This window comes from Gordonia sp. w5E2, assembly GCF_036540975.1.
Taxonomy (GTDB): domain Bacteria; phylum Actinomycetota; class Actinomycetes; order Mycobacteriales; family Mycobacteriaceae; genus Gordonia; species Gordonia jacobaea.
This window is the reverse complement of record NZ_CP144213.1, coordinates 2,182,429-2,208,042: the sequence shown is the minus strand read 5'-3', so window position 1 is coordinate 2,208,042 and position 25,614 is coordinate 2,182,429. Positions and strand designations below refer to the sequence as shown.

Sequence of the window (25,614 nt, the reverse complement as noted above, 5' to 3'; positions counted from 1 at the left end):
GTTCAGATCGAATGGACCAGTTCGACGGTCCGCGTGATCACATCCGGATCGGTTCCCGGCAGCACACCGTGCCCCAGGTTGAAGATGTGCCCGGCCGCGCCGTGCACGACTGCACGCTCACCCTCGGCGACGATGCGTCGAACATGTTGGTCGACCGCCGTGTCGCCGGCGAAAAGCACTGTGGGATCGAGGTTTCCCTGCACTGCGACTCGTCCGCCGACCCGGCGCGCGGCATCGTCGAGGGGTACGCGCCAGTCGACGCCGATCACGTCGGCTCCGACCTTGGTCATGGACTCGAGCAACTCCCCTGTCCCCACACCGAAGTGGATGCGGGGCACGCCGAAATCGGAGACCTCGGCCAGCACGCGCGCACTGTGTGGCGCGACGAAGGTCCGGTAGTCGGCATCCGAGAGCGCACCGGCCCACGAGTCGAAGAGCTGGATCGCGTCGACTCCTGCGTCGAGCTGGGTGCGCAGAAAGGTGATGGTGATGTCGGCGAGACGCCCCATCAACGCATGCCAGAGCTCCGGATCGGAGTACATCATCGACTTGGTGATGGTGTAGTTGCGGCTCGGTCCGCCCTCGATCAGATACGAGGCAAGGGTGAACGGCGCACCCGCGAATCCGATGAGTGCGGTCTCGTCGTCGAGTTCGTCGAGGATCAACCCGATGGCCCGTGCGATCGCACCCACCGATTGGGGATCGAGGGCTGGGAGGTGTGCCACGTCGTCGGCGGTCCGCACCGGATGCGCGATGACCGGGCCGGTACCGGCCACGATGTCGAGGTCGACTCCGGCGGCCTTGAGCGGCACGACGATGTCGGAGAACAGGATTGCGGCATCGACGTCGTGGCGCCGCACCGGTTGCATGGTGATCTCACAGACCATCGACGAATCGAAGCACGACTCGAGCATCCCGTGATCGGCGCGAATGGCACGGTATTCAGGCAGGGATCGGCCGGCCTGCCGCATGAACCACACGGGGCGACGTGTGGGCGTGCCGCCGGTCGCGGCAGCGATGAGCGGCATCTGGGAATGATTTCGGCGCGTGCGGGCAGGGTGTGACATCACCAATCACTCTGCCATGTGCGACAACGGCGCAGGCCGACCAGGTCGGCGTTACTCTGAGAGGTCCCCGACTACCCGACACGCCGCCGACCCGACACACCGCCGACCAAGGCCCCCCTTGCCCGGCGCGCCTCCCGTCGGCCACGCCTACCTCACTCTACCGTCGAGATGTGACCTCCTCTGGAGCTCCGACGGAGCCTGCTGACTTCCGCACCGCGGTCGAGTCGCTGCACACCGCCCAGATTCGACGCGATATCGAGGTCGGGCCGATCCGTCCCCCGCAGCGACTTGCCCCGTACAGCTACGCCGTAGGCGCCGAGGTGCGCGTACCCGATATCGACGACGACGTGCCGGTCGACTCGTCGGGAAGCGCATTCGGCCGCTTGGTTCTGCTCTACGACCCGGCGGGCCAGGACGCCTGGAACGGCACCATGCGCCTCGTCGCCTACATCCAGGCCGAGGTCGAGGCCGCTCTTGCCATGGATCCACTTCTGCCCGAGGTGGCGTGGAGTTGGCTGTCCGATGCGCTGGGCGCCGAAGTGGGTTCGACGTCGAGCGACGGCACCCAGATGTCGCGGACCGGCGAACCGATCGTCGTCACAGCGCTCGGCGGGACGGTCACGTCGACGACGTCGGTGCGCTACGGCGACATCGCGGGACCGCCCAGGGCACATCAGCTCGAACTGCGAGCCTCGTGGACCGCTCCCACTGCCGACGGACTCGGCGGCCATCTCGAGGCGTTCTGCGAGGTGCTCTCGTCGGCCGCGGGTCTGCCGCCGGTCGGCATCACCGAACTCGGCTCGGTGTGAGTACAGCGAGATGAGTACGTCCGACGATCGGCCCGCCGACTCCGGCATCGAGGTCGACGCAGAGCCGGCCGTCGAACCATTGCTCGCACCCGCCGACGGTGTTCCACCCGTGCTGTCGCGTGCGGCGGAGTTCGCCTATGCCGCCGAATGCCTTGCCGCCGGAACCGGCCCGATCGCCGTCGATACCGAACGCGCCTCGGGGTATCGATACTCGCAGCGGGCGTACCTCGTTCAGTTGCGTCGCACGGGTTCCGGCTCCTTCCTGCTCGACCCGATCAGCGAGCCGGAGGCACTGGCCCCGGTGATCGAGGCCCTCGACGGCCCGGAATGGGTGTTGCACGCCGCCGATCAAGATCTGCCCTGCCTGCGCGAACTCGGTTTCCGCTGCGAGACGGTCTTCGACACCGAACTGGCCGGGCGCCTTCTCGGCGAGCCCAAGGTCAATCTCGCAGCGATGGTCGCCACCTATCTCGGACTCGGCCTCCAAAAGGGCCACGGCGCCGCGGACTGGTCGCGCCGACCGCTCCCCGACGATTGGCTCAACTACGCCGCGCTCGATGTGGAAGTGCTCGTCGAATTACGCGACGCCGTGCAACAGGCGCTGGTGGAGCAGGGGAAGGACGAGTGGGCACGCCAGGAGTTCCGCTACGTTCTCGACCGGCCGGCCCCTGCCCCACGCGTCGACAAATGGCGCAGGACCGCCAACGTGCACACCGTGAAGAGCAGCCGATCGTTGGCTGCGGTCCGCGAGTTGTGGACTGCCCGTGAACAACTCGCTCAGCGTCGTGATGTCGCGCCGGGCCGAATCCTGCCCGATTCGGCCATCGTCACCGCAGCCAACGCCATGCCTACCTCGGAGGCGGAGCTGACCCGACTGCCCGTGTTCGGCGGCCCCAGGCAACGCCGTCAGGCCGGGATCTGGCTCGGCGCGATCGATCGCGCGCGTAGCCTCCCCGAATCCCAACTGCCGTCGAAACGCGGTCCGACAGTAGGACTCCCACCTATCAGCAGGTGGGAACAGCGCAACCCCGACGCCGCCGCGCGCATCGCGCAGGTCCGTCCGATCGTCAAAGAGATCGCCGAGAGCAACAACCTGCCCGTCGAGAATCTCCTCGCACCCGACCTGGTGCGCCAACTCGCCTGGGACGGAGTGGCTTTGCCCGCGACACCGGACGCCGTCGACGCGTACCTTGCGGCGGGCGGGGCCCGACCCTGGCAGCGCGACCTGACCGATGTCGCTCTTGCCGATGCACTCAACGCCGCTGCGGAAACGCCTGTCGCTGAGTCGGATTCGACGAGCTGACCGCGAGGTCTGCTCCTACCGTCAGCCTCGGTCGACCTCGGGCGTGTCGACACCGGCGGCATCACGCGCCACGTCGACCGCCTCGTCGGCGTGCTCGAGTTCTGGCACCGTTTCCATCCCCGACACCGTGGCCGTGATCGATCGCGCGAGGTCCTGAGCCGTCAGGCCGAGCTCGGCCAGGATCTCGCCACGCGACGCGTGTTCGATGAAGCGCTGCGGAATTCCTCGAAGTTGCACGGGCACAGGCACTTCCGCATCGGAGAGAGCGGCGCTGACTGCGGCTCCCACTCCCCCGCTCACACCACTGTCTTCGAGTGTCACCACCAGTCGATGCCTGCGCGCGAGGTCGACGATCGACTCCGCGACGGGCAGCACCCACCGCGGGTCGACGACCGTCGCGTCGATGCCCTGCTTGGCCAGCCGGTCTGCGGTGTCGACAGCGAGACCGCAGAACGCGCCGACGGCGACGATGAGCACGTCGCCCGCGGCTTCCCCGACGCCGGGTGACGACCGACGCAGAACGTCGACGCCGTCGTCGAGACGCTCTACCGCGCGAATGTCTTCTGGCACAGCACCTTTCGAGAAGCGCAGTGCGGTCGGGCCGTCGTCGACGGCAAGCGCTTCGTCGAATTCTTCACGGAGACGGACGGCGTCGCGCGGTGCGGCGACGCGCAGACCGGGAACCATCGCCATCAGCGACAGATCCCACATGCCGTGGTGGCTGGGGCCGTCGGGTCCGGTGATCCCGGCACGGTCGAGGACCAAGGTGACGGGCTGCCGCAGCAACGCGACGTCCATGAGGAGTTGATCGAATGCGCGGTTGAGGAACGTCGAGTAGATCGCGACGACGGGGTGCATCCCGCCCAGTGCGAGGCCCGCCGCCGAGGTGAGCGCGTGCTGTTCGGCGATGCCGACGTCGAACATTCGGTCGGGGTACTTCTCGCCGAAGGGTGCGAGCCCCGTCGGACCGGGCATCGCGGCGGTGATCGCGACAACGTCGGGACGCGTCGCACCGGCTTCGAGGAGTGCCGCGGAGAACACCGACGTCCAGTCCTGCGCCGACACCGACTTGGCGCGGCCGGTCTTGGGATCGATCACACCGGTCGAGTGCATTTGATCGGCCACGTGGTTCTCGGCGTGAATATAGCCGTTGCCCTTGCGGGTGACGGCGTGCACGATGACCGGACCGCCGAATGATCGTGCCCGCGTGAACGCCGCTTCGAGCGCTTCGACATCGTGGCCGTCGACGGGTCCGACGTACTTGAGCCCGAGGTCGGTGAACATCTGCTGGGGCGCGAGGAGGTCTTTGATTCCGCTTTTCATGCCGTGCAGCACCGCGTACGCGGGTCCGCCCACAACGGGCAACATCTGCATCACACGACGGCTCTCGTCGAGGAAGCGTTCGTATCCGGGCTGGAGTCGCAGACCCGACAGGTGCGCCGCGACGCCGCCGATGGTCGGTGCATAGGAGCGCCCGTTGTCGTTGACGACGATGACGACCGAGCGGTCGGAATCGGCGATGTTGTTGATCGCCTCCCAACACATTCCGCCGGTGAGCGCGCCGTCGCCGACGATCGCGACGACCGTGCGGTCCTGACCGGTCAGAGCGAACGACTTCGCCAGTCCGTCGGCGTAACTGAGTGCTGCTGATGCGTGCGAGGACTCGACCCAGTCGTGTTCACTCTCGGCGCGATCCTGGTACCCGGTGAGTCCGTCGCGTTGACGCAACTCGTCGAAGCCCGCGGCACGTCCGGTGACGATCTTGTGCACGTACGACTGGTGGCCGGTGTCGAAGATCACGGGGTCGACAGGCGAATCGAAGACACGGTGGAGTGCAAGCGTCAGCTCGACGACCCCCAGGTTCGGGCCGAGGTGGCCACCGGTGGCCGACACCTTCTCGATGAGGAATTCACGGATCTCACCGGCAAGTACCACGACCTCGTCCGGCGACAACGCCTTGAGATCGGCCGGGGAAGAGATCCGCTCGAGCACACTCATCGAGTCCTCCTACTACGCACACCGGCCGCGCGGGCTTGTCGCGGTCGTGTCGAACAGTCTACGGACCTCGCGGCAGTGCACTAACTCACCACAACCGCGAGCTGGTCACACACCGACGGCTGCGTTCGGCACGAGCAGCGCGATCGCTTCGACGTGGTGCGTCAGCGGGAAAGCGTCGAATGCCCGCATCCGGGTGACGGCGTACCCGCGCTCGGTGAACAACGCGAGGTCACGCGCGAATCGCGCGGCGTCGCACCCGACGTGCACCACCACCTGGGGCGAGGCGGCGACGATCCTGTCGATCACTCGGGTGCCTGCGCCGGTTCGCGGCGGGTCGAGGACGACGACCTCCGGGGCAGGCAACGACTCGATCACGTCGGCGACTTCGCCGCGGTGGGTGGCGACCGACGAGTCCTCCTCGGCGAACACCGCGTCGGCAGCGGCCAGTGCGGCGGCGTCTGAGTCGACGATATGGACTTCACCGGTGTCCAGCGTGTCGACCAGAGCGCCCGCGAAGACGCCTGCACCGCCGTAGAGGTCCCAACAGGTCGCGGGCCGCGAGACGTCGGTCGAAGCGACGAACTCGGCGACGGTCTGCGCGTAGCGGGTCGGCGCCATTCGATGTGCCTGCCAGAAGCCCGTCACCGGAATCGACCACTCTCGCTCCCCCACGCGGTGGCGTGCGGCGGCGTCGCCTTCGAGTACCGTTGTTGCCCTGCGTGATTCGACGCTACGTCGACGACGCTGCGCGGCACTTCTGCCTCGATCGCGACGGGAGTGCCGTCGGAGCGGCGTCGCCGGCGCGAGTTCGGTGATGTGCCTGCGGCCGGCGGCGTCGGCGACGATCGCCAACTCTGCACCGGGCGTGAAGCGGCGGTCGTCGAGTCCGTCGAGCAGACCTGTGACCGGCTGCACACAGTCGACCCCCACGACGAGGTCGCCGCTGTGGAATCGGTGCTGTCCGCTTCGACCGGCATCGTCCACCGCGAGACGCGTCCGCACGCGCCAGCCCGTGGCGTCGTCGGACAGCGAACGGATGCCGATCGCGGGTGGCGCATCGGGATTCGCGTCGTCGGCGCACCAGTCGTGGACACGATCGGCGGCGAAACGGCCGACCCGCACGAGGACGTCCTCGAGCGCCTGCGCCTTCAACGTCCGCGCATGGCCGGGTTCGATGAAGGCGAGGTCGCAGCAGCCTGCGCCGTGGGCGGCCGCCGGGCAGATCATGTCGACGCGATGCGGCGACGGGTCGAGGATGTCGATCGCCTCCGCGCGCCAGAACGACTCCGCTCGGGTGTCGACGACCTGCGCCGCGACCGTCTCCCCGGGAATGGCGCCACGCACGAACACCACTCGTCCGTCGTCGAGGCGGCCCACGGCGTCTCCCCCGTTGGCCGGGCGATCAACCCGCACGGTCACGACGGGCGCGGTCACGGGTGGTTGCGGAGTCGAACTCACTGGCCACCCAACGCTCGCCGAGTGTCACCGGGAGCGTTGTACTCGAGGTCGTCGCGGCGTCGGTCCGACGACGTGAGCTGCCACGGCACCGAGGTGACCATCACACCGGGCTCGAACAACAGACGCGTCTTGAGTCGCAGCGCCGACTGGTTGTGCAGAATCTGCTCCCACCAGTGCCCGACAACGTATTCGGGGATGAAGACGGTGATCACGTCTCGCGGGTGCTCGCGCCGCACCCGACGCACATACTCGATCACCGGTCTGGTGATCTCACGGTACGGCGACGCAATCACCTTGAGCGGCACCTTGATGTCGCTTTCCTCCCACTGCGACACCAGTATTCGCGTGTCGCGGTCGTCGACGTTGACCGTGATGGCCTCGAGGACGTCCGGTCGCGTGGCGCGGGCGTAGAGCAGCGCACGCTTGGTCGCCAGGTGCAGCGTGGAAATCAGCACGATCGAGTGCGTGCGGCTCGGAAGAACCTGGTCTTCTTCTGCTTCGACCCGCTCGAGTTCTCGCTGCACCGACGCGTAATGGTGGTGGATCAGCTTCATCAGTACGTACAGGATGACCATGGCGAGGATGGCGATCCATGCCCCGGCAGTGAATTTGGTGATGAGCACGACGACCAGGACGGTAGCCGTCATCACCAGGCCAACGGAGTTGATGATCCGCGACTGCTTCATCCGACGCCGCGCGCGCGGGTCGGTCTCGTGTCGCAACAGGCGCGTCCAGTGCCGAACCATGCCCGCCTGGCTCAGCGTGAACGAGACGAACACACCGACGATGTAGAGCTGGATGAGCGCGGTGACCTCGCCGCCGAATGCCACGACGAAGGCGATCGCCGCGACGGCGAGGAAGATGATGCCGTTACTGAACGCGAGGCGGTCGCCACGCGTGTGCAACTGTCGGGGCAGGAAGCGATCCTGCGCCAGGACGGAACCGAGCACGGGGAATCCGTTGAACGCGGTGTTGGCCGCGAGCATCAGGATGAGCGCCGTGGCGACGGCCACGAAGTAGAACCCCACGGGGAAATTGTCGAAGACGGCCTGCGCCAACTGTGCGATAAGCGCTTCCTGCTGATAGCCGGGTGGCGCGCCGATCAGGTCGCGAGCCGGGTCGGACACGTACTTGGCACCGACCCGCTCGGCGAGCCAGACGATCCCGAGCAGCAGCACGATCGCGATTGTTCCCAGCATGAGCAGCGTCGTGGCGGCGTTGCGCGACTTCGGTTTCTGGAAGGCGGGCACGCCGTTGCTGATGGCCTCGACACCGGTTAAGGCCGCCGAACCCGACGAGAATGCGCGCGCGATGAGGAAGATGAACGCCACACCGGCGAGATGCGTGTTCTCCGCCCGGATATCGAAGTCGGCGGTCTCGGCGCGGACGTCGCGACCGAGGATGAAGATCTCGATCGCACCCCACACGAGCATGGCGATGACGCCGAAGATGAACGCGTAGGTCGGAACGGCCAGCACCGAACCGGATTCCTTGATGCCGCGCAGGTTGACGGCGGCGAGCACCACGATCGCGGCCACACAGAACCACACCCGGTGCTCGTGCACGAACGGGATGGCGGAACCGATGTTCTCCGCGGCCGACGAGATGGAGACCGCGACGGTCAGCACGTAGTCGACGAGCAGGGCGCTGCCGACGACCAGACCCGCCGACGACCCCAGATTGACGGTTGCCACCTCGTAGTCGCCACCACCGGACGGATAGGCGTGGACGTTCTGTCGGTAGCTGGCGACAACCACCGCCATCACGACCGCGACGGCGATCGCGATCCAGGGGGCAAGGGTCATGGCGCTGAGGCCGGCAACCGAGAGCACCAGGAAGATCTCCTGCGGCGCGTAGGCGACCGACGACATCGCGTCTGAGGCGAACACGGGCAGTGCGATCCGCTTGGGCAGCAGCGTGTGGCCCAATTTGTCGCTACGGAACGGCCTGCCGAGGAGCAGTCGTTTCGTCGCAACAGACGCCTTTGACACGGTGGACACCACGCAACACTAAGACCTTGCGCTCGTTTAGGGCCACTACGGCCCCGGGGTGGTCGATCAGGTGGCCATGATCGCTGCGTGCGCGACCAGTTCGCGTGGCCCGATGTCGCCGGGCTGATGGTGCGGGTAGGTTCAAGTCGCGCGGACAATCGGCGGCAGTCGCCTGCGTCGACGCTCCACCGCGCCCGACGAGTAGTGAACCCACGAGAGGATCGATGTGCGGGTAGTCATCATGGGGTGCGGACGAGTGGGATCGTCCCTGGCGATGGCCATGCAGAAGCGCGGACATCAGGTGTCCATCATCGACCGCGATCCGGCAGCGTTCACACGACTGTCCGACGACTTCACCGGAGAGCGGATCGTCGGGGTCGGATTCGATCGCGAGGTACTCACCCGTGCCGGAATAGAACAGGCCGACTCGTTCGCTGCGGTGTCGTCGGGCGACAACTCCAACATCATCGCCGCGCGCGTCGCCCGCGAGACCTTCGACGTCCCGCGCGTCGTCGCCAGAATCTACGACGCCAAGCGCGCCCAGGTATACGAGCGACTGGGCATCCCGACCGTAGCGACGGTGCCGTGGACGACCGAGCGTTTCGTCTCGGCACTCGGCGAGACGTCGACCACGACGGAGTGGCGCGATCCGTCGGGAACCATCGCGATCGCCCAGCTCGACATCCACGAGTCGTGGATCGGCATCACGTCGGTGAAGTTTCAAGAGCTTTCCGGCGCTCGCTTGTCGTTTCTGAACCGACACGGCAAACCGATCCTGCCCGAAGCCAAAACCGTTCTGCAACAAGACGACATCGTGTTCGCGTCGGTCCGCCTCGACGATCTTGCCGGAGTACGTGCGCTGGTCGCAGCACCCCTGGCTCACGCCGATTAGAGGAGAGAGATGAAAGTCGCCATCGCCGGTGCAGGCGCAGTGGGTCGCTCGATCGCCCGTGAACTCATCGCGGCTGGACACGAGGTGACCCTGTTCGAACGCCTCGCAAGCCACATCGACGTCGACGCGGTCCAGGGAGCGACCTGGCTACTCGCGGACGCCTGCGAACTCGCCAACCTCGAACGAGCCGGTTTGCAGTCCTACGACGTGATGATCGCGGCGACCGGAGACGACAAGGCCAATCTCGTGGTCAGCTTGCTCGCGAAGACCGAGTTCGCGGTGAGCAGGGTGGTCGCCCGCGTGAACGATCCGCGCAACGAGTGGCTGTTCGGGGAGGACTGGGGCGTCGACGTCGCGGTCTCGACACCTCGACTCCTCGCCTCGCTGGTCGAAGAAGCGGTATCGGTCGGAGATCTGGTGCGCCTCATGACATTTCGTCAGGGCCAGGCCAACCTCGTCGAACTCACACTGCCGCCGGACACCCCATTGGCGGGAAAGCCGGTACGCAAGATCGACCTGCCGCGCGATGCCGCGCTGGTGGCCATCATCCGTGGCGGCCGCGTCATCGTGCCCGAGCGCGACGATCCGCTCGAAGGCGGAGACGAACTCGTCTTCGTCGCGGCAGTCGACGTCGAACCCGCTCTCCACGCGGCGATGCACGTCAACTGATCTGGGTCGGCTGATTTCGGTCGGTTGATGTAAGTGAGGCGCGCGAGGCGCGTCGGACGAGCAAGACGGTCACCACTACGGCGAGCGCGGTGAGAGGCCAGCCCATTCCGATCCGGGCCACTGCCAGCCAACCAGTGTCGCCGCTGTCATAGAGCGACGACTGTGCGAGGTAGCGTCCCGCGAACACCAGCGCCCAGAACGCCGTGGCGATGTCGTAGGCGATCAACGTTCTGCGGTTGCTGCGCCACTGCGTTCCGGCGCCGTTGACGTAGTTCCAGGCAACGCCGATCAGCGGCCACCGAACCAGGATCGAAGCGAGCAGGACACCCGCGTACACCAGCGACGTCCAGATGCCGAGTAGAAAGTAGCCTTTCGCGTCACCGACGCGATGAGCGATGAACGCACAGATCGCTACGCCGAGAAAGCCGGAGACCGCCGGTGCGAGTCCATCGCGCCGGAGCAGGCGGACAACGGCAACCAGTGCTGCCGTACACAATGCCGCGACGATGGCCGCCGTCACGCCGAATGCGGCGTTGACGACCACGAACACGATGACCGGGATCGTCGACGAAATCAGACCGGATACTCCGCCGAGCTGGTCGAGAACGGTCGCGGTTGACCGTTCGGCTGCGTCGACTTCCGACGCGGCGTCGGGACTGTCAGTCTTCTCCGTCGCCATGCAACTCGTAATCGGGGTTGTAGATCACCTTGGTGCCGTTGTGTTCGCCGAGACGCCCGCTCACGGTAATCTTCCGACCCGGCTCGATACCGGGGATGCGGTTGCGTCCCATCCACTTCAGAAAGACGACGTCGCTTCCGTCGAAGAACTCGGCCTTGACCCCACTCTTCGCGGTGCGGGAACAGGTCTCGACAGCGCGCAACTCACCATGCATCGTGACCTCGTCGCCGCGCGAACACTCCACCGCGCGCTGTGCGCCGGTGGCTGCCGACTCCGCCGCGATCTTCTCCGCGTCGGCTTCTCCGAGATCTTCGGTGAGCCGCCTGGTCAGTCGCTTGAGATAACCGGCTGTGGGCATCACAACCTCCAAGTAGGCGTCGTGCTTGTGACACGATCGGTGTTTCGGGCTCGATCGGTGTTTCGGACTCGGCGTATCGGGCTGAACCAACCGAGCCGCTCTCGGTCAGCCTAGACCTCTGCGCTCACCACTTACAACGCACGGCATCATCGGTTCATGCCCTTGGCTGACACCGTGCCCCCACCAGCACCGACCGCGCTGATCGCCATGCCCGGAACGGGGTCGGACGACGACTACATTCGACGGGCGTTCGGACCGGCTTCCCGACTTCTCGACGTCGAACTCATCGCAGTGAAGCCGACTGCCGACCTCATCCCCGGATTCATCCGCGCACTCGACTCCGCGGCGCGCGAGCACGAGTCCGTCCTGGTCGGCGGCGTGTCCATCGGTGCGGTGACTGCGCTGCGCTGGGCGCTGGACGGGCAGGCCGCACATGCAGGGACCGCAACCTGTGCCGGGGTCTTGGCTGCTCTGCCGCCCTGGAGCGGCCAACCGTCCGGATCGCTCGCCGCGGCAAGCGCCCGCCTCACCGCCGACGCCATCGAGCGCGACGGTCTCGACGCAACGATCGCGACGATGGTGTCGACGAGTCCCGAGTGGCTCGGCGTCGAGCTGAGCCGGTCGTGGCGTGCGCAGGCTCGCGACCTCGTCGCACAACTGCGCGCAGCGTCGCAGTGCGTGGCGCCGACGCCGGACGAGATCTCCACACTGACTGTGCCGCTTGCGATCACCGCTGCGGTCGACGATCCGCTCCATCCCCGCGACATCGCCGAGGAGTGGTCGGCGGCCGCGCCGTGCGCGGAGGTCGTCGACGTCGGACTGACTCAGTGGGGCACCGATCCCTCGGTGCTCGGGACAGCGTGCGCACGGGCATGGCTGCGCCTGCTGGTCACTCCAGCACCAGCCCCCGGTGCTCGACGCCCTTAGTGGCGCGCAGTTGTCAGCGAGGTCAGCGGCGTCGACGGAAACGCTGCATGGCCGAGCCGGCAGAACGGGGCTGATCGTCGGCAGAGTCGACGTCGTCACCGGTGGCGAACCCGGCGTCGTCGGCCGCGCCGCTCGGTTCCGTGACGGCTGCCTGCTGCGCGGGCTGCACGTCGTCGCCCGCGCCTGTCACCGCGCCGTCGGGGACCACGACGCCGGGCGGGACCTCGCCCCCCTCTGCGGCGAACATCTGCTGCTGTGCTGCAGCGACCTGCTCGGCGAGCACCGGCGGGAGCACGAGCGGCAGCATCTCGCGTGGCGGCGCGGGCTCGGTGCCTCGACGTACCACCGACTCGGCGAGCACGGCACGGGAAAGTTGTGAAAGTTCGGAAGCGGTCTCGGTCGGTCCGCTGGCCACCAACCGAACCATCCAGCGCGGGCCGTCGACGCCGATGAAGCGGTGGCTGCCGCCGGGGACCTCTGCGACGATCTCGCGACCCCAGTGGCCGTCTTCGATGCTCGTTGCCGCGCCGTCGTTCTTCAGTGAGTCGACGAGTTCACCGACCACCTCGCGCCATAGTCCCGGCGACTTGGGTGCCGCGAAGGCCGCGACGGTGAGCCGTCCATACGGAGTGACCAGGTAAACGGCCTCCGGCTGATGATCGGCAGTCATCTCGACGGTGACCTGCCCGCCTTCGACGACTGGCACGAGCACGGCACCGAGGTCGAGGTGCGATTTCTCCAGATCCTCGGCAGGGGTGTCGAGTTCGGTGATGTCGTAGGGTCCGCGCGCCTGTCCGATGAGCAGTGGCTGGTCGGATGCGTTCGACGTCGACTCGGGGTCTCGTGCCATCACGTGGGGTTCTCCTCGTTCGCGTTGTCGCCTGCGGTATCCGATCCGCTGTTCGTGTGGACTGTGGCCGGATCGACAGGGCCCCCGCTCGTCAGTATGGCGTGTCCACCGCTCGATCCGTAGCCACCCTCGCCGCGTGCCGTCTCGTCGAGTTCATCGACCTCGGTGAAGTCGGCTAGTTCGATCCGCTGGATCAGCAACTGCGCGATGCGATCCCCGCGGACGATGCTGATCGTCTCCGACGGGTCGAGGTTGATGAGACAGACCTTGATCTCCCCGCGGTACCCGGCGTCGATGGTTCCCGGGGCGTTGACGATCGACAAGCCCGCGCGGGCCGCGAGTCCCGACCGCGGATGAATCAGCCCGACCGTTCCGAATGGCAGTGCCACGGCGATACCCGTGCCGACGAGTTGCCTGCGTCCCGGTGGTAGTTCGACATCGATGGTGGAGCACAGGTCGACTCCCGCGTCGCCGGGATGAGCGCGAGTCGGCAACGGAATACCCGGATCGAGTCGCTTCACCGGGATCGGACCGATCGCCGCAGCGCCGGGGGTGGATTCTACGGTCACGAACGCAGACTACGCTGAGCATGTGAGCTCATCCGAACCACCCGAGGAGACCGGGTCCCGGTCGTCAGGACCTGCCGATCCGGCAGCAGACCGCTACAGCGAACGCCTGCGTGTGCCCCTGTGGTGGTGGCCGGCGGCAGCCGTGGTGACAGCCGTCGCCGGATACGAGATCCAACTCTCGGCGCATCGCTCGTCGTGGAGCTTCGTCGGGTACATCGCGGTCGGTCTGCTCTGCGCATTTCTGCTGTGGTCGATGGGCCGTACCCAGATCAGGGTCGACGCCGACGGTGTCCTGCACGCGGGCAAGGCGCAGCTGCCCAATTCGGTGATCGCGCGCGGCGCGAGCATTCCGGCGTCGGCCAAGAGTGCGGCACTCGGCCGTCAGCTCGATCCGGCCGCGTTCCTCATGCATCATGCGTGGATCAAGACAATGGTGTTGTTGGTGTTGGACGATCCCGATGACCCGACGCCGTACTGGCTGGTGTCAACGAGACATCCCGAGAAGGTGCTCGCCGCACTGGACATTCCCGATGCCAGCGCGACGAGTGTGGTGAGTCCCGAGCACTCGGACCGCGAACAGAGTTAACGCGAACAGAGTTAACGCCGCGAGGCGAGTCGATGCCCGCGCCCAGTCGCGACTCACCGACGGTCGTGAGCGGCGCAGCAGTGCCGGAGACCGGCACGCTGCGCAGCGCTCAGGCGCAGTCGACGCAGATGAGCGAGCTGCCGTTCTCCCGAGCCAAACGGCTGCGGTGGTAGACGAGGAAGCAGCTGCTGCAGGTGAATTCGTCAGCCTGCTTGGGGATCACACGAACGGAGAGCTCTTCTCCGGAGAGATCAGCGCCGGGCAGTTCGAACGACTCGGCTGTGTCGGTCTCGTCGACGTCGACCGCAGACGACTGGGCTTCGCTGCGACGAGCCTTCAACTCTTCGAGCGAATCCTCATTCAGGTCTTCGGTCTCCGTACGCCGTGGCGCGTCGTAATCAGTAGCCATTGTGTGCCTTACTTGGTTGGAGTTGGAGCCGAGGAAGACTGGCTTGTGGCCGGTCGACCAATGAGCACGATGCCTGTCGGGGGTTTGGATTTCACCGACGTCACAACAACTCGTGGCGCCTGCAATTCGTTACCCCCAACCAAACAGATTTATGTGATGTGCATCACATAATCCGTAGGCTGGTCCATCCATGTCTAGGACGGGGCGCCCGAACTGTAGTGCATCGCTTGTCCGCGGTCAACATCACGGCTACGCCGATTCATTCCCGAGTGATTCATCACCCGGGTACCGGTGAGCTCCGACTCGCACACACAGCGCTTGACACATCGGCGCCCGCGAACCCTCTACAGTGAACTCGTCCTGCTCGCTGGGCTCCCGGCGCCGGCAGGCGCAGGTATGCGTGGATACGAGAAGGAGCAGGGTCAACGGTGGTCTCGAGGATTACGGTCGGCTACCCGACCGACGACAAGGGACGCCCCTACCGACGTCGGCACGCGCGGCCGGCCATCATCGTCGCGGTCATCCTGCTCGTCGTAGGTGTGATCGCATGGGCGGTCGCGCTGTCGAATTCGACCGCGGACGCGACGCCGACCAGCTGCAACGCGCCCACCCCGGCAAGTTCATCGGTCGTGGCGCCCCCTGCCGCCAACGCCCCCGCAGCGGCGTCTGCGAAAACACCGAAGCTCACCGTCGTCAGTCGTGACGACATGCTGAACGTCGCACCCGCCGCGCTGTCCACATTCCAGGTGCGCGTGCTCAACGCATCGACTCAGCGCGGTGAGGCTCAGACCGTCTCCGACGACCTGACCGCCCAGGGTTTCAATCCCGTTCCTGACGGCGCCTATGCCGACGACGCGCTGTACCCCAACCACGACCTCGACTGCGTGGCACAGATCCGATTCGGGCCCGCGGGCAAGGCTGCCGCGGCGTCGGTCTGGGTCGCGATCCCCTGCGCTGAACTCGTCGACGATGGGCGCACAGGCACTTCGGTCGACGTCGCACTCGGCGAGTACTACAAAGCACGTGAGCAGTCACAGGACACGCAGGCAGCCCTCGAAGCTCTCCGGTCGGCCGATCCGCACAACCCGAAGACCGGAGCCGATCCCGGAGTGGTACGAGCGGTTCACGCCCAACCCTGTTGACAGACAGGACAATTGGTCGCTCAGACGATGGGCTTGAGCGCACCGATCTCATCGAGCAGCGCAAAGAACTCCTCGCCGATGCCCGGCGCGACGGCAACCGTGGCGTCGCCGTCGGCTGAGCGCGAATCCGGCGGCGGGGTCCGCACGATCGCGCCCGCCTCTGCCGCCACAAGCGCACCGGCGGCCCAGTCCCAGGGACTCAATCCGTGCTCGATGTGCGCATCAACCGCACCCGAGGCCACCATGCACAGGTCGAGCGCCGCTGCGCCTATTCGACGTAGATCCCGAACCCGCGGAAGCAGCCGAGACATCAGTTCGCCCTGTGCGCGACGACGCTCGACGTCGTAACCAAATCCGGTCGCGACCAGCGCGAGGTCGACTCGCGAGATCGGATTGGCACGCAGCCTCGTGCGCACGCCGTCGCGAACCTCGTACGCGCCACCGGACAGCGTCGCCGTGTACACGACATCACGCGCGACGTCGACGACAGCACCGGCGACCGACCTGCCGTCGACTTGGGCTGCCACGGACACCGCGTATGCGGGAATGCCGTAGAGGAAGTTGACCGTCCCGTCGATGGGATCGATCACCCAGCGCACACCGGACGGGACCTCGACGGAGCCGCCCTCCTCCTCGCCGAGAACAGCGTCGTCCGGGCGCAGCCGCTTCAGCAGCGCGCGGATGAGTTCCTCGGATTCGGTATCGGCAAGCGTCACCGGATCGGTCGGCGTGGATTTCGTCGACACCGCCGACGGGACAACGTCATTGCCCGTTCCCGGCGCCGTTCCGGTTCGCCCGAACAACTCCGGACGTCGCCTCCGGACATGGCGAGCCGCATCGGTGGCCACCTCGAATGCCACCTCACCGAGCTTCTCCACGTCGACGCCTGCAATGGTCTGGGCCGTATCGGCGTTCTCGCGTGGGATGTTCACCAGACCATCATGTCAGTTGACCTTCGCGCGACCATGTCGGTGACGTTTGCTCGACCCTGCGGGCAACCGCGCCCGACCCGGTGCAGGCATACCGTCACTCGCCGGTCACGTGATCGTCACCGTGCGACACGATTTCCGACAACGTCCGCCCGTTGCACGTCACCCCTCGATAGCCTGAATATCGCACGGTCGCGGACACCGCGATCCCCCGAGAGAGGAAGCCGCCATGACCGACTCATCCACCTCTGCGAAAGATTCCGCCGGACCCCGCGCGTTCGGCGTCGATGTCGGGGGGTCGGGGATCAAGGGCGGAATCGTGGACCTCACGACCGGCAAGCTCGTCGGCGAACGCTACAAGGTGCTCACCCCCAAACCCGCGACACCCGAAGCGGTCTCGAAGGGTGTCGCCGAGGTCGTCGGCCACTTCAACTGGGATGGGCCCGTTGGCATCACGCTTCCCGGGGTCATCACCGACGGAACCATGCGCACCGCGGCGAACATCGACAAGGGGTGGATCGGCACGAATACCTACGAGCTCTTCGCCAAGGACCTCGGGGGGCGTGCTCTCTCGGTCGTCAACGACGCGGACGCGGCCGGAATGGCGGAGGACGCACACGGAGCCGGAAGCGGAGTCGACGGCGTTGTCATGCTGCTGACGTTCGGCACCGGCATCGGATCGGCGATCCTGGTCAATGGCACGCTCGTACCGAACACCGAGCTCGGTCACCTCATCGTCGGAAAGAAGGAAGCCGAGCATCAGGCGTCCTCGCGCGTGAAGGAAGAAAAGGGCTGGTCGTACAAGAAGTGGTCCAAGAAGGTCAGCACGGTCCTCGAGGAGTACGAGGCGCTCTTCTGGCCGTCGTTGTTCATCGCCGGCGGCGGCATCAGCCGTAAGGCCGACAAGTGGATTCCGTACCTGACGAACGACACCAAGGTGGTTCCGGCCGCCCTACAGAACACCGCGGGAATCGTGGGCGCCGCGATGGCCGTCGATCGGGGTCTCAAGCCCTGATCAGGCCGAGGTCTGCGCGGTCTCCCAGCGCGAGCCGTCGGCGATCGGTGGGGGCTGGCGAAGTCGACGTAACCGATCCTGCGACAACCTGTCTGACCTGGCATTTGTCACATTCGGAGTGATGTTGTCGTTACAATGGTTTCCACCGGTGACGATGCACCGAGAAACCAGCCCGATCCGCAGCGGTTTTCCGCTGTGAATCAGCGTGTCAGATTGTGTTCGGAAAGGTTGTACGTGGCAGCCACCCAGACCCGCCAGAGCGACGCCGAAGCCGAGGATTCGACGACGACGTCGGCCCCGGCTGCAGAAAAGGCGACGGCCAAGAAGACCGCCAAGAAGGCGGCCAAGAAGGCCACCGCTCGCAAGGCCCCCGCCAAGAAGGCGGCCAAGAAAGCCGCTCCGAAGAAGGCGGCCAAGAAGGCCGCGAGTCCTGCCGACGGGGCAGAAGAAGCCAACGCCGAGGAAGAACTCGACGGCGGCTCGATCGACGACATCGACGGTCCCGACGCGGAACTCGAAGAGGACGTCGAGATCGACGACGAGGATATCGACGTCGAGGATGAGGCCGAGGATTCGGCCGAGGATTCGGCCGACGATGACGACGCCGAGGAGCCGGAGACTCCGGCCAAGACGACCGCCGGAGCCACTCCCCCGGTTGCGCCGCCCGCCGACAAGTCGTCGAAGGACGCCGACGCGAAGACCGCGGGAGACTTCGTCTGGGACGAGGAAGAGTCAGAGGCTCTTCGTCAGGCCCGTAAAGACGCAGAGCTCACCGCGTCCGCCGACTCGGTTCGTGCCTACCTCAAGCAGATCGGCAAGGTCGCTCTCCTCAACGCAGAAGAGGAAGTCGAACTCGCCAAGCGCATCGAAGCGGGCCTGTACGCCACCGAGCGTCTACGCCGGATCATGGAGTCCGGCGAGAAGATCTCGACCGCACAGAAGCGCGACCTGAACTGGATCTCCCGCGACGGCAACCGCGCCAAGAATCACCTCCTCGAGGCAAACCTCCGCCTCGTCGTCTCCCTCGCCAAGCGCTACACCGGCCGCGGCATGGCTTTCCTGGACCTGATCCAGGAGGGCAACCTCGGTCTGATCCGCGCTGTCGAGAAGTTCGACTACACCAAGGGTTACAAGTTCTCGACGTATGCCACCTGGTGGATCCGTCAGGCGATCACCCGCGCGATGGCCGATCAGGCCCGCACTATCCGTATCCCGGTGCACATGGTCGAGGTCATCAACAAGCTCGGTCGCATCCAGCGTGAACTGCTCCAGGACCTCGGCCGTGAGCCGACTCCTGAAGAGCTCGCGAAGGAAATGGACATCACGCCCGAGAAGGTGCTGGAGATCCAGCAGTACGCGCGTGAGCCGATTTCGCTCGACCAGACGATCGGCGACGAGGGCGATTCACAGCTCGGCGACTTCATCGAGGACTCCGAAGCCGTGGTCGCGGTCGACGCGGTCAGCTTCACGCTGCTCCAGGACCAGCTGCAGTCGGTTCTCGAGACGCTGTCCGAGCGCGAGGCAGGCGTTGTCCGGCTCCGCTTCGGACTCACCGACGGTCAGCCGCGCACACTCGACGAGATCGGCCAGGTCTACGGCGTGACGCGTGAGCGCATCCGTCAGATCGAGTCGAAGACCATGTCGAAGCTTCGCCACCCGAGCCGCTCTCAGGTGCTTCGCGACTACCTCGACTGACCGTCGTCACGGGGTTCAGGCACTTCGCCCGTCAAACGGCGCGAATGTGCCGTCTTCGCTACGCGGATAGGGCGTGACGTCGACCACCGCACTGAGCGGTAGTGGGCCGTAGAGGTGCGGGAACAGCATCGATTCAGGATCGTCGTCGACGCCGGGCTCCCAGCGGATCTCGGCGTCGAGGCGTGCCGACTCGACGTGGAGTGCGAGCAGATCCTCCTCACCGGAGTAGAACCTGTTTGCCGGCAGGTGCACCTGTTGCGGGGTCGAGAGGTGAATGAACCCGACGTCGGCCAGCGACGGCGGCCGTAGTTCCGATTCGTGTCGGGCTGCGTCCCAGTCCGCACTCGACATCAGATGGATGAGGCGTTCGACGGCCGGCTCGTCGGTTGGTGACGTCACTGCAGCACCATAGCCACCAGAGGTCTCACCACTATCGAAATGTGAGCCAGATCGCCTCGCGCGTAACGGGGTCGTGTAGTTGTGTTGCACCTCGGGGAACCGATGTAAACGGTGAGTGACGACACACCCGGGAAACCGACGGAACAATACGGGGCCCCCAAACGTCTGACACAGTGAGGTTGACGCATCGTCCGGATGCGTTGGCTCTGAAGGGAAGGCGACCACACCGGCGCCGGACCGGGACGGAGGAAAATGTCTGACATCGCCACCACAACCCCGATCTCCATACCGCTCACCGCTGCCGATCGCTGTGATCGCTGCGGCGCAGCCGCAAAGGTTCGTGCCGTCCTGCCCAAGGGCGGCGAGCTTCTCTTCTGCCGCCACCACTTCAACGAGCACGAAGCCCGACTCGTCGAGCTCAGTGCCACCGTCGAAGAGTCTGCGGGAGAGCTGGTCTAGAGACCGATACACGTAGCGAACACCCCGACCACTCGGATGTGGCCGGGGTGTTCTGCTATTCAGGTTTCGCTGCCCACGTCACCGCCACGCGCGGAGCGCCTTAATGCGTTCGCGGAGCTGGTCGGCCGTCGCCATGGCCGTCGGCGGGCCGCCGAGTTTGCTGCGTAGTTCGTTGTGCACCATGCCGTGCGGCTTACCGGTGCGATGGTGGTGCATCGCGACCAGCCCGTTGAGTTCCTTGCGCAGCGCGTGGAGGTTCTCCCCCGTCGCGGGCTGCGTCGGCACCTTATCTGCCGCAGGCACGATCTGCGTGACCGTCGAGCGCTGTGCCACCTGGTCGGCCTGCTTCTTCCGGAGCAGAGCGCGCACCTGGTCGGCGTCGAGCAGCCCGGGAAGGCCCAGGTAGTCCGATTCCTCGTCGCTGCCTGCGAACGTCGCCGTTCCGAACGACGAGCCGTCGAAGATCACCTGGTCGAGCTCGGCGTCGGCATGCAGCGATTGGAAGCTCTTCTCGTCCTCGCCCGGCTCGTCCTTCTGCTTGTTGGCATCGATCAGCAGGGCGTCGTCGAGACCGTCGCTGTCGCGATGCGGTTTGCCGAGCACGTGGTCGCGCTCGGCTTCCATCTGGCTCGCCAGATTCAACAGCACGGGCACGGAGGGCAGGAACACGCTCGCGGTCTCGCCCGGGCGTCTCGAACGCACGAAGCGCCCGATCGCCTGCGCAAAAAACAGCGGGGTCGACGCACTCGTCGCATACACACCGACCGCGAGACGCGGCACGTCGACGCCCTCGGACACCATGCGGACCGCGACCATCCACTCATCGTCGGATTCGGCGAACTGCGAAATGCGCGACGTCGACTTGGGGTCGTCGGAGAGGACGAGGACTGGTTTGCGGCCGGTGATCGACTCGAGCAGTTCGGCGTAGTCGCGGGCGACGGTCTGATCGGTGGCGATGACGAGTCCTCCGGCGTCCGGAACGCCCGCCGCACGCAATTGGCCCAACCTCGTGTGGGCGGCCTGGAGGACTGACGGAATCCAGTCACCGTGCGCGTCGAGTGCGGTTCGCCAGGCTCGTGCGGTCTGCTCGGCGGACAGCGGCTCACCGAGTCGGGCGGTGTACTCCTCGCCCGCCGACGTGCGCCAACTCGCCTGCCCGGAGTACGCAAGGAACACGACCGGGCGCACGACGCCGTCGGCGAGTGCGTCCGCGTAGCCGTAGGTGTGGTCGGCACGCGATCGGAGCACTCCTGCCCCTTCCGGCTCGTACGTGACGAACGGGATGGGTGAGTCGTCGGAGCGGAACGGTGTTCCTGTCAGCGACAACCTCCGCACGGCGTCGGAGAACGCCTCACGGATCGCGTCGCCCCACGACTTCGCGTCGCCACCGTGATGGATCTCGTCGAGGATCACGAGTGTTCGACGATTCTCGGTGCGCACCCGGTGGCGCGACGGGTGCGCGGCCACCTGCGCATACGTCAGGGCGACGCCGTTGTAGTCCGAGCTGGTCTGACCGTCGGAGTTGCGGAAGCGGGAGTCGAGGGCGATGCCGACGCGCGCGGCAGCCTGCGCCCACTGATGCTTGAGGTGTTCGGTCGGGGTGACGACGGTGACCTGTTCGATCGTGCGATCGTCGAGCAGTTCCCGCGCGACCCGAAGTCCGAACGTCGTCTTTCCCGCACCTGGCGTCGCCACCGCGAGGAAGTCGGTCGGCCGGGTCGCGAGGTACTTCGTGAGCGCTCGACGCTGCCAGGCGCGTAGCGGCGGACCGGCGGGCGTTGCGGGCGATTGGGCAGAAGTCACGTAAACAAAGCTCCCGACGGCGCGAAGGCAAGAAACAACCCCTCGGCCAGATGGACCGTGCCGGAACACATTCACTCATCCGAGGGGACCTTCCGATCTTAGCGGCTCGCGCCGACGCGCCTTTCGCCAGACACGGCTGTCGAGGTGAGCCGGGTGATGGGCTTTGTGACACGCGGCAAGGGGTGTGTCGCACGTAACCTGCGCCGATCAGGGATGCTGGACCCATAGCCACGACACGCCGCAACCCTGTTCCGATGACCGACGACGCCGCCCCGTCGCCGGCTCTCGGAGAACGCGTGCGCAGAACACCTCGTCGGCCTGCGCCGGTGTCGATGGATCTTCCGCTGGGAGACGAACGCCAGCCGCTCGATTCTCCCGACGCCCCGAGGCGCGCTGCGCCGACACGTGAGACCGACGACACCGGATCGACGAAAGACGGCACCGCATCGACGGGAACCGACGATCCGCAGGAGCACCAGACGTCGTCGCCCGGGCCTCCTGTGCTGCCCAATCTGCATCGGGTTGTCTGGCGCACGATCAAGAAGGCCTGGGACGACGGGATCGTCGGCTGGGCCGCGCAGGCAGCATTCTGGCAAGCGTTGTCGCTACCTCCGCTGCTCCTCGGGCTCCTCGGCAGCGTCGGCTACATCGCCGGGTGGTTCGGTCCCGACACCGTCGAGGTGATCTCGTCGCGGATCATCAGCTTCGCTGAGCGCACCTTCTCGACGAACGTCGTGAACGATCTCATCACCCCCACCGTCGACAACGTCCTCGGCCGCGGGCGGGTCGGCGTCATCTCGGTGGGCTTCATCCTGTCGCTGTGGGCCGGTTCGTCGGCGGTGTCGTGTTTCGTCGCGTCGATCGTTCGGGCGCACGACCAGCACGAGGTGCGCAACCCGGTTTGGCAGCGGATCTTCGCGCTCCTGCTGTACGTGTGCTTCCTCGTCGTGTCGGTCTTCCTGCTACCGCTGGTCGCACTCGGCCCGAACTACTTGCACGAGATCGTTCCCGACTCCTGGGACCGAGGAGTGAGCGCGCTGATCGACTTCGGATACTTCCCGTTCGTCGCGCTGCTGCTACTCGGGGTCCTCACGACGCTCTACCACCTGGCTCTGCCCAATCCGTTGCCCTGGCACAGGCTCGTCGGAGGCGCGGTGGTCGCCGGGGTCTTCTTCTGGATCGCCAGCTATGTTCTGCGCATCTACCTCGCCGCGATCACACGCGCCGGATACACCTACGGCGCACTGGCGACGCCGATCGCCTTCTTGCTCTTCACGTTCTTCCTCGGCTTCGCGATCGTGATCGGCGCCGAGTTCAACGCAGCGGTCCAATCACTCTGGCCCGCCAAACCGCCCGCCACCGCGCACGTCCGACACTGGGTACACGAACAGACCTCCGACTTCACCGGCCACATCAAGGCGCTTCCCGAGCGGCTGGCCACCGGACCGATCCGCAAGGGTCCTCAGCAGCCCCCAGACCGCGAATCGGGACCTCAACGGCAACCGCCGCCCGGCGAGAGTCGCTAGCGGGCGGCGGTGGCTGAGGCGGGGAGAGTCACTCCTTGCGCATCCGACTGTAGATCTTCTTGCACTTGGGGCAGACGGGCGAACCCGGCTTGGCCGAGCGCGTCACCGGGAATGTCTCGCCGCACAAGGCAACCACGTGATTGCCCATGACAGCGCTCTCGGCGATCTTGTCCTTTTTAACGTAATGGAAGAACTTGGGTCTGTCGTCGTCTCCCCGATCGGTCGCATCGGCGTCGGGCCGCTCATCGGTCTTGGTGTCCGACCATTCGTCGAGGTCGGGCCGCTCGATAGTTTCGGTAGCCATGCACTCTATTGTGCTCCTCACGGGCCGATTCCGACACGGTGACCCGCCACGCGCGACGACCCGGGCCACCATCGCGGCCCTGACACGCCCGAGCGCGTCACACCACGGTTGCCCCATCGGTGCAATCAGGAACTGAAAGTGGAACAGTGGAGACATGGGATTCGACGGAACGAAGCGCAGTCATGGTTGGCGCTGAGGGGCCACGCCGCGATCACGTGTCGCCCGAGGCCTTCCTCATCACCGACGCGCAGGAGTCCCTCGACGAGCAGCACCGGACACGCGTACGGAAATATCTGACGCTCATGTCGTTTCGTGTTCCCGCGCTGATCATCGCGGGCATCGTCTACAGCATGACGGGATCGGGCTGGTGGGCGCTCGGCATCGTCGCACTGTCGATCCCACTCCCCTGGGTCGCCGTACTGATCGCCAACGATCGGCCGCCTCGCAAGCGCGGAGAGGTTGCCCAGTACAAATACGGTCCCGACCACCACGTCGTCGGTCCGCAGGCCCTCGGCGGCGAGTCGAATGTCATCGACTCCACGGTCGCCGACGACCGACATCCCCATTGACGCTTCCGGATCGATCTACCGCGTCCGTAACAGACCGACCGCGCGTAGATCTCAGCCGATTCTCAGTCGGTTCGACATCCCTTAATGAGTGTTTATGCAGGTCAGGAGCCAGTAGCCCGAATCAGCCTCCGGGGAACTTTCGAGGAGTGCATGTCGTTGCACCCTATGAACGCACTCGATTAGGAGGCCAGATGTCACGCTCCACCGTCACACGCTCCACATCCACCGTCGCTTCTGGCGACACCACCCCCTCGCGTCCGGCGATGACGGAACAGGATCTCGACGCACAGTCACCTGCGGCGGATCTGGTCCGTGTCTACCTCAACGGCATCGGCCGCACAGCCCTGCTCAACGCAGAGCAGGAGGTCGAGCTCGCCAAGCAGATCGAAGCAGGTCTCTACGCCAAGCACGTTCTGGCGACCCGCAAGCGGCTGTCCGCGGCAAAGAAGCGTGATCTCACGATCGTCATTCGCGAAGGCGAGGCAGCACGCTCCCACCTCCTCGAGGCCAACCTGCGCCTCGTCGTCTCGCTGGCAAAGCGCTACACGGGCCGCGGAATGCCGCTTCTCGACCTCATCCAGGAGGGCAACCTCGGTCTGATCCGCGCGATGGAGAAGTTCGACTACGCGAAGGGCTTCAAGTTCTCGACTTACGCGACCTGGTGGATTCGCCAGGCCATCACCCGAGGCATGGCTGACCAGAGCCGCACCATTCGTCTGCCTGTCCACTTGGTCGAGCAGGTCAACAAGTTGGCGCGCATCAAGCGTGAGCTGCATCAGCAGCTCGGACGCGAGGCCACCGACGACGAGCTCGCCAACGAATCGGGCATCCCGGCGGAGAAGATCGCAGATCTGCTCGACCACAGCCGCGATCCGGTGAGCCTCGACATGCCGGTCGGCAGCGACGAAGAGGCACCACTGGGCGACTTCATCGAAGACGCCGAGGCGACCTCCGCGGAGAGCGCCGTCATCGCCGGACTCATGCACACCGACGTCCGCGCGGTGCTCGCAACGCTCGACGAGCGTGAGCAGCAGGTGATCCGTATGCGTTACGGCCTCGACGACGGACAGCCACGCACACTCGACCAGATCGGCCGCATGTTCGGGCTCTCGCGCGAACGCGTCCGTCAGATCGAGCGTGAGGTGATGGGCAAGCTCCGTCAGGGCGAGCGCGCCGAGCGCCTGCGCGCCTACGCGAGCTGACCCGCT

Annotated in this window: 26 protein-coding genes; 13 read left to right on the top strand and 13 right to left on the bottom strand. The window is 66.0% G+C overall.

What is annotated here, in order from left to right:
* Window positions 1–2 precede the first annotated feature (2 nt).
* Complete coding sequence (gene hemE / locus RND64_RS10065) at window positions 3–1,028, bottom strand: uroporphyrinogen decarboxylase (RefSeq protein ID WP_270482658.1); 1,026 nt, start codon at window positions 1,026–1,028, stop codon at window positions 3–5.
* Between the two features lie 209 nt (window positions 1,029–1,237).
* On the opposite strand from hemE, the gene RND64_RS10060 reads away from it, so the two are divergent.
* Both RND64_RS10060 and RND64_RS10055 read left to right on the top strand, forming a co-directional pair.
* A complete protein-coding gene (locus tag RND64_RS10060) occupies window positions 1,238–1,876 on the top strand; it encodes a DUF3000 domain-containing protein (protein ID WP_049697211.1) in 639 nt (212 codons plus the stop codon).
* Window positions 1,877–1,886: 10 nt separating this feature from the next.
* A complete protein-coding gene (locus RND64_RS10055; protein WP_270482655.1) occupies window positions 1,887–3,179 on the top strand; it encodes a ribonuclease D in 1,293 nt (430 codons plus the stop codon).
* A gap of 21 nt (window positions 3,180–3,200) precedes the next feature.
* On the opposite strand, the gene dxs is transcribed toward RND64_RS10055, so the two are convergent.
* The 3 genes from dxs to RND64_RS10040 all read right to left on the bottom strand — a co-directional run bounded on the left by dxs (window position 3,201) and on the right by RND64_RS10040 (window position 8,635).
* Window positions 3,201–5,177 carry a 1-deoxy-D-xylulose-5-phosphate synthase gene (gene dxs, locus RND64_RS10050; protein ID WP_270482654.1) on the bottom strand — a complete coding sequence of 659 codons (1,977 nt, stop codon included), beginning with the start codon at window positions 5,175–5,177 and terminating at the stop codon, window positions 3,201–3,203.
* A gap of 105 nt (window positions 5,178–5,282) precedes the next feature.
* Window positions 5,283–6,635, bottom strand: coding sequence for a class I SAM-dependent RNA methyltransferase (locus RND64_RS10045; protein WP_270482651.1), 1,353 nt, complete (start codon window positions 6,633–6,635; stop codon window positions 5,283–5,285).
* Window positions 6,632–8,635: an APC family permease gene (locus RND64_RS10040; protein ID WP_197494641.1), complete on the bottom strand. Its 2,004-nt coding sequence runs from the start codon at window positions 8,633–8,635 to the stop codon at window positions 6,632–6,634. The genes RND64_RS10045 and RND64_RS10040 overlap by 4 nt, the downstream gene beginning before the upstream one ends.
* A gap of 217 nt (window positions 8,636–8,852) precedes the next feature.
* Here RND64_RS10040 and RND64_RS10035 point away from each other — a divergent pair, with 217 nt between their 5' ends.
* Complete coding sequence (locus RND64_RS10035) at window positions 8,853–9,518, top strand: potassium channel family protein (protein ID WP_049697197.1); 666 nt, start codon at window positions 8,853–8,855, stop codon at window positions 9,516–9,518.
* 9 nt (window positions 9,519–9,527) lie between these two features.
* Window positions 9,528–10,187 carry a potassium channel family protein gene (locus RND64_RS10030; RefSeq protein WP_049697196.1) on the top strand — a complete coding sequence of 220 codons (660 nt, stop codon included), beginning with the start codon at window positions 9,528–9,530 and terminating at the stop codon, window positions 10,185–10,187.
* Here the strand turns inward: RND64_RS10030 and RND64_RS10025 are convergent.
* Window positions 10,180–10,866 (bottom strand): DUF3159 domain-containing protein, encoded by a 687-nt coding sequence (locus RND64_RS10025; RefSeq protein ID WP_270482646.1) that lies wholly within the window; start codon window positions 10,864–10,866, stop codon window positions 10,180–10,182. The two genes, RND64_RS10030 and RND64_RS10025, sit on opposite strands and share 8 nt — an antisense overlap.
* Entirely contained in the window at window positions 10,847–11,224 is a 378-nt protein-coding gene (locus RND64_RS10020; protein ID WP_005201887.1) for an OB-fold nucleic acid binding domain-containing protein, read from the bottom strand. Before RND64_RS10020 ends, RND64_RS10025 begins: the two co-directional genes overlap by 20 nt.
* A 156-nt stretch (window positions 11,225–11,380) precedes the next feature.
* On the opposite strand from RND64_RS10020, the gene RND64_RS10015 reads away from it, so the two are divergent.
* Window positions 11,381–12,151, top strand: coding sequence for an alpha/beta hydrolase (locus tag RND64_RS10015; protein WP_270482645.1), 771 nt, complete (start codon window positions 11,381–11,383; stop codon window positions 12,149–12,151).
* 22 nt (window positions 12,152–12,173) lie between these two features.
* Here RND64_RS10015 and RND64_RS10010 read toward each other — a convergent pair whose 3' ends face one another.
* Both RND64_RS10010 and dut read right to left on the bottom strand, forming a co-directional pair.
* Window positions 12,174–13,001, bottom strand: a complete 828-nt coding sequence (locus tag RND64_RS10010) for a DUF3710 domain-containing protein (RefSeq protein ID WP_331436662.1) — start codon at window positions 12,999–13,001, stop codon at window positions 12,174–12,176.
* Complete coding sequence (gene dut, locus RND64_RS10005; protein WP_049697192.1) at window positions 13,001–13,570, bottom strand: dUTP diphosphatase; 570 nt, start codon at window positions 13,568–13,570, stop codon at window positions 13,001–13,003. Before dut ends, RND64_RS10010 begins: the two co-directional genes overlap by 1 nt.
* 22 nt (window positions 13,571–13,592) lie before the next feature.
* Here dut and RND64_RS10000 point away from each other — a divergent pair, with 22 nt between their 5' ends.
* Window positions 13,593–14,156: a DUF3093 domain-containing protein gene (locus RND64_RS10000; RefSeq protein ID WP_049697488.1), complete on the top strand. Its 564-nt coding sequence runs from the start codon at window positions 13,593–13,595 to the stop codon at window positions 14,154–14,156.
* 109 nt (window positions 14,157–14,265) lie between these two features.
* Here RND64_RS10000 and RND64_RS09995 read toward each other — a convergent pair whose 3' ends face one another.
* The gene (locus tag RND64_RS09995; protein ID WP_005173015.1) at window positions 14,266–14,565 is read right to left on the bottom strand and encodes a DUF4193 domain-containing protein; all 300 of its coding nucleotides are present in this window, start codon (window positions 14,563–14,565) and stop codon (window positions 14,266–14,268) included.
* Window positions 14,566–14,993: 428 nt separating this feature from the next.
* On the opposite strand from RND64_RS09995, the gene cei reads away from it, so the two are divergent.
* Window positions 14,994–15,707 carry an envelope integrity protein Cei gene (gene cei / locus RND64_RS09990; RefSeq protein WP_049697191.1) on the top strand — a complete coding sequence of 238 codons (714 nt, stop codon included), beginning with the start codon at window positions 14,994–14,996 and terminating at the stop codon, window positions 15,705–15,707.
* Between the two features lie 20 nt (window positions 15,708–15,727).
* Here the strand turns inward: cei and RND64_RS09985 are convergent, their stop codons facing one another.
* Window positions 15,728–16,639, bottom strand: a complete 912-nt coding sequence (locus RND64_RS09985; RefSeq protein WP_049697190.1) for an inositol monophosphatase family protein — start codon at window positions 16,637–16,639, stop codon at window positions 15,728–15,730.
* 226 nt (window positions 16,640–16,865) lie between these two features.
* On the opposite strand from RND64_RS09985, the gene ppgK reads away from it, so the two are divergent.
* The gene (gene ppgK, locus RND64_RS09980; protein ID WP_049697189.1) at window positions 16,866–17,651 is read left to right on the top strand and encodes a polyphosphate--glucose phosphotransferase; all 786 of its coding nucleotides are present in this window, start codon (window positions 16,866–16,868) and stop codon (window positions 17,649–17,651) included.
* A gap of 234 nt (window positions 17,652–17,885) precedes the next feature.
* Window positions 17,886–19,346 (top strand): RNA polymerase sigma factor, encoded by a 1,461-nt coding sequence (locus RND64_RS09975; protein ID WP_049697188.1) that lies wholly within the window; start codon window positions 17,886–17,888, stop codon window positions 19,344–19,346.
* A gap of 15 nt (window positions 19,347–19,361) precedes the next feature.
* Here the strand turns inward: RND64_RS09975 and RND64_RS09970 are convergent, their stop codons facing one another.
* Entirely contained in the window at window positions 19,362–19,697 is a 336-nt protein-coding gene (locus RND64_RS09970; RefSeq protein ID WP_053117349.1) for a DUF952 domain-containing protein, read from the bottom strand.
* A gap of 300 nt (window positions 19,698–19,997) precedes the next feature.
* Here RND64_RS09970 and RND64_RS09965 point away from each other — a divergent pair, with 300 nt between their 5' ends.
* Window positions 19,998–20,204, top strand: coding sequence for a DUF7455 domain-containing protein (locus RND64_RS09965; RefSeq protein WP_005173003.1), 207 nt, complete (start codon window positions 19,998–20,000; stop codon window positions 20,202–20,204).
* Window positions 20,205–20,282: 78 nt separating this feature from the next.
* Here RND64_RS09965 and RND64_RS09960 read toward each other — a convergent pair whose 3' ends face one another.
* Window positions 20,283–22,007: a DEAD/DEAH box helicase gene (locus tag RND64_RS09960; protein WP_049697186.1), complete on the bottom strand. Its 1,725-nt coding sequence runs from the start codon at window positions 22,005–22,007 to the stop codon at window positions 20,283–20,285.
* A 332-nt stretch (window positions 22,008–22,339) separates the two neighbouring features.
* Here RND64_RS09960 and RND64_RS09955 point away from each other — a divergent pair, with 332 nt between their 5' ends.
* On the top strand, window positions 22,340–23,533 hold the full coding sequence (locus tag RND64_RS09955) for a YihY/virulence factor BrkB family protein (RefSeq protein ID WP_049697487.1): 1,194 nt from the start codon (window positions 22,340–22,342) through the stop codon (window positions 23,531–23,533).
* Window positions 23,534–23,561: 28 nt separating this feature from the next.
* On the opposite strand, the gene RND64_RS09950 is transcribed toward RND64_RS09955, so the two are convergent.
* Window positions 23,562–23,837 (bottom strand): DUF3039 domain-containing protein, encoded by a 276-nt coding sequence (locus tag RND64_RS09950; protein ID WP_049697486.1) that lies wholly within the window; start codon window positions 23,835–23,837, stop codon window positions 23,562–23,564.
* Between the two features lie 182 nt (window positions 23,838–24,019).
* On the opposite strand from RND64_RS09950, the gene RND64_RS09945 reads away from it, so the two are divergent.
* Together RND64_RS09945 and RND64_RS09940 are read left to right on the top strand one after the other, a co-directional pair.
* Window positions 24,020–24,406, top strand: a complete 387-nt coding sequence (locus RND64_RS09945; RefSeq protein WP_049697185.1) for a DUF3099 domain-containing protein — start codon at window positions 24,020–24,022, stop codon at window positions 24,404–24,406.
* Between the two features lie 191 nt (window positions 24,407–24,597).
* On the top strand, window positions 24,598–25,608 hold the full coding sequence (locus tag RND64_RS09940; RefSeq protein WP_049697184.1) for a sigma-70 family RNA polymerase sigma factor: 1,011 nt from the start codon (window positions 24,598–24,600) through the stop codon (window positions 25,606–25,608).
* Window positions 25,609–25,614 lie beyond the last annotated feature (6 nt).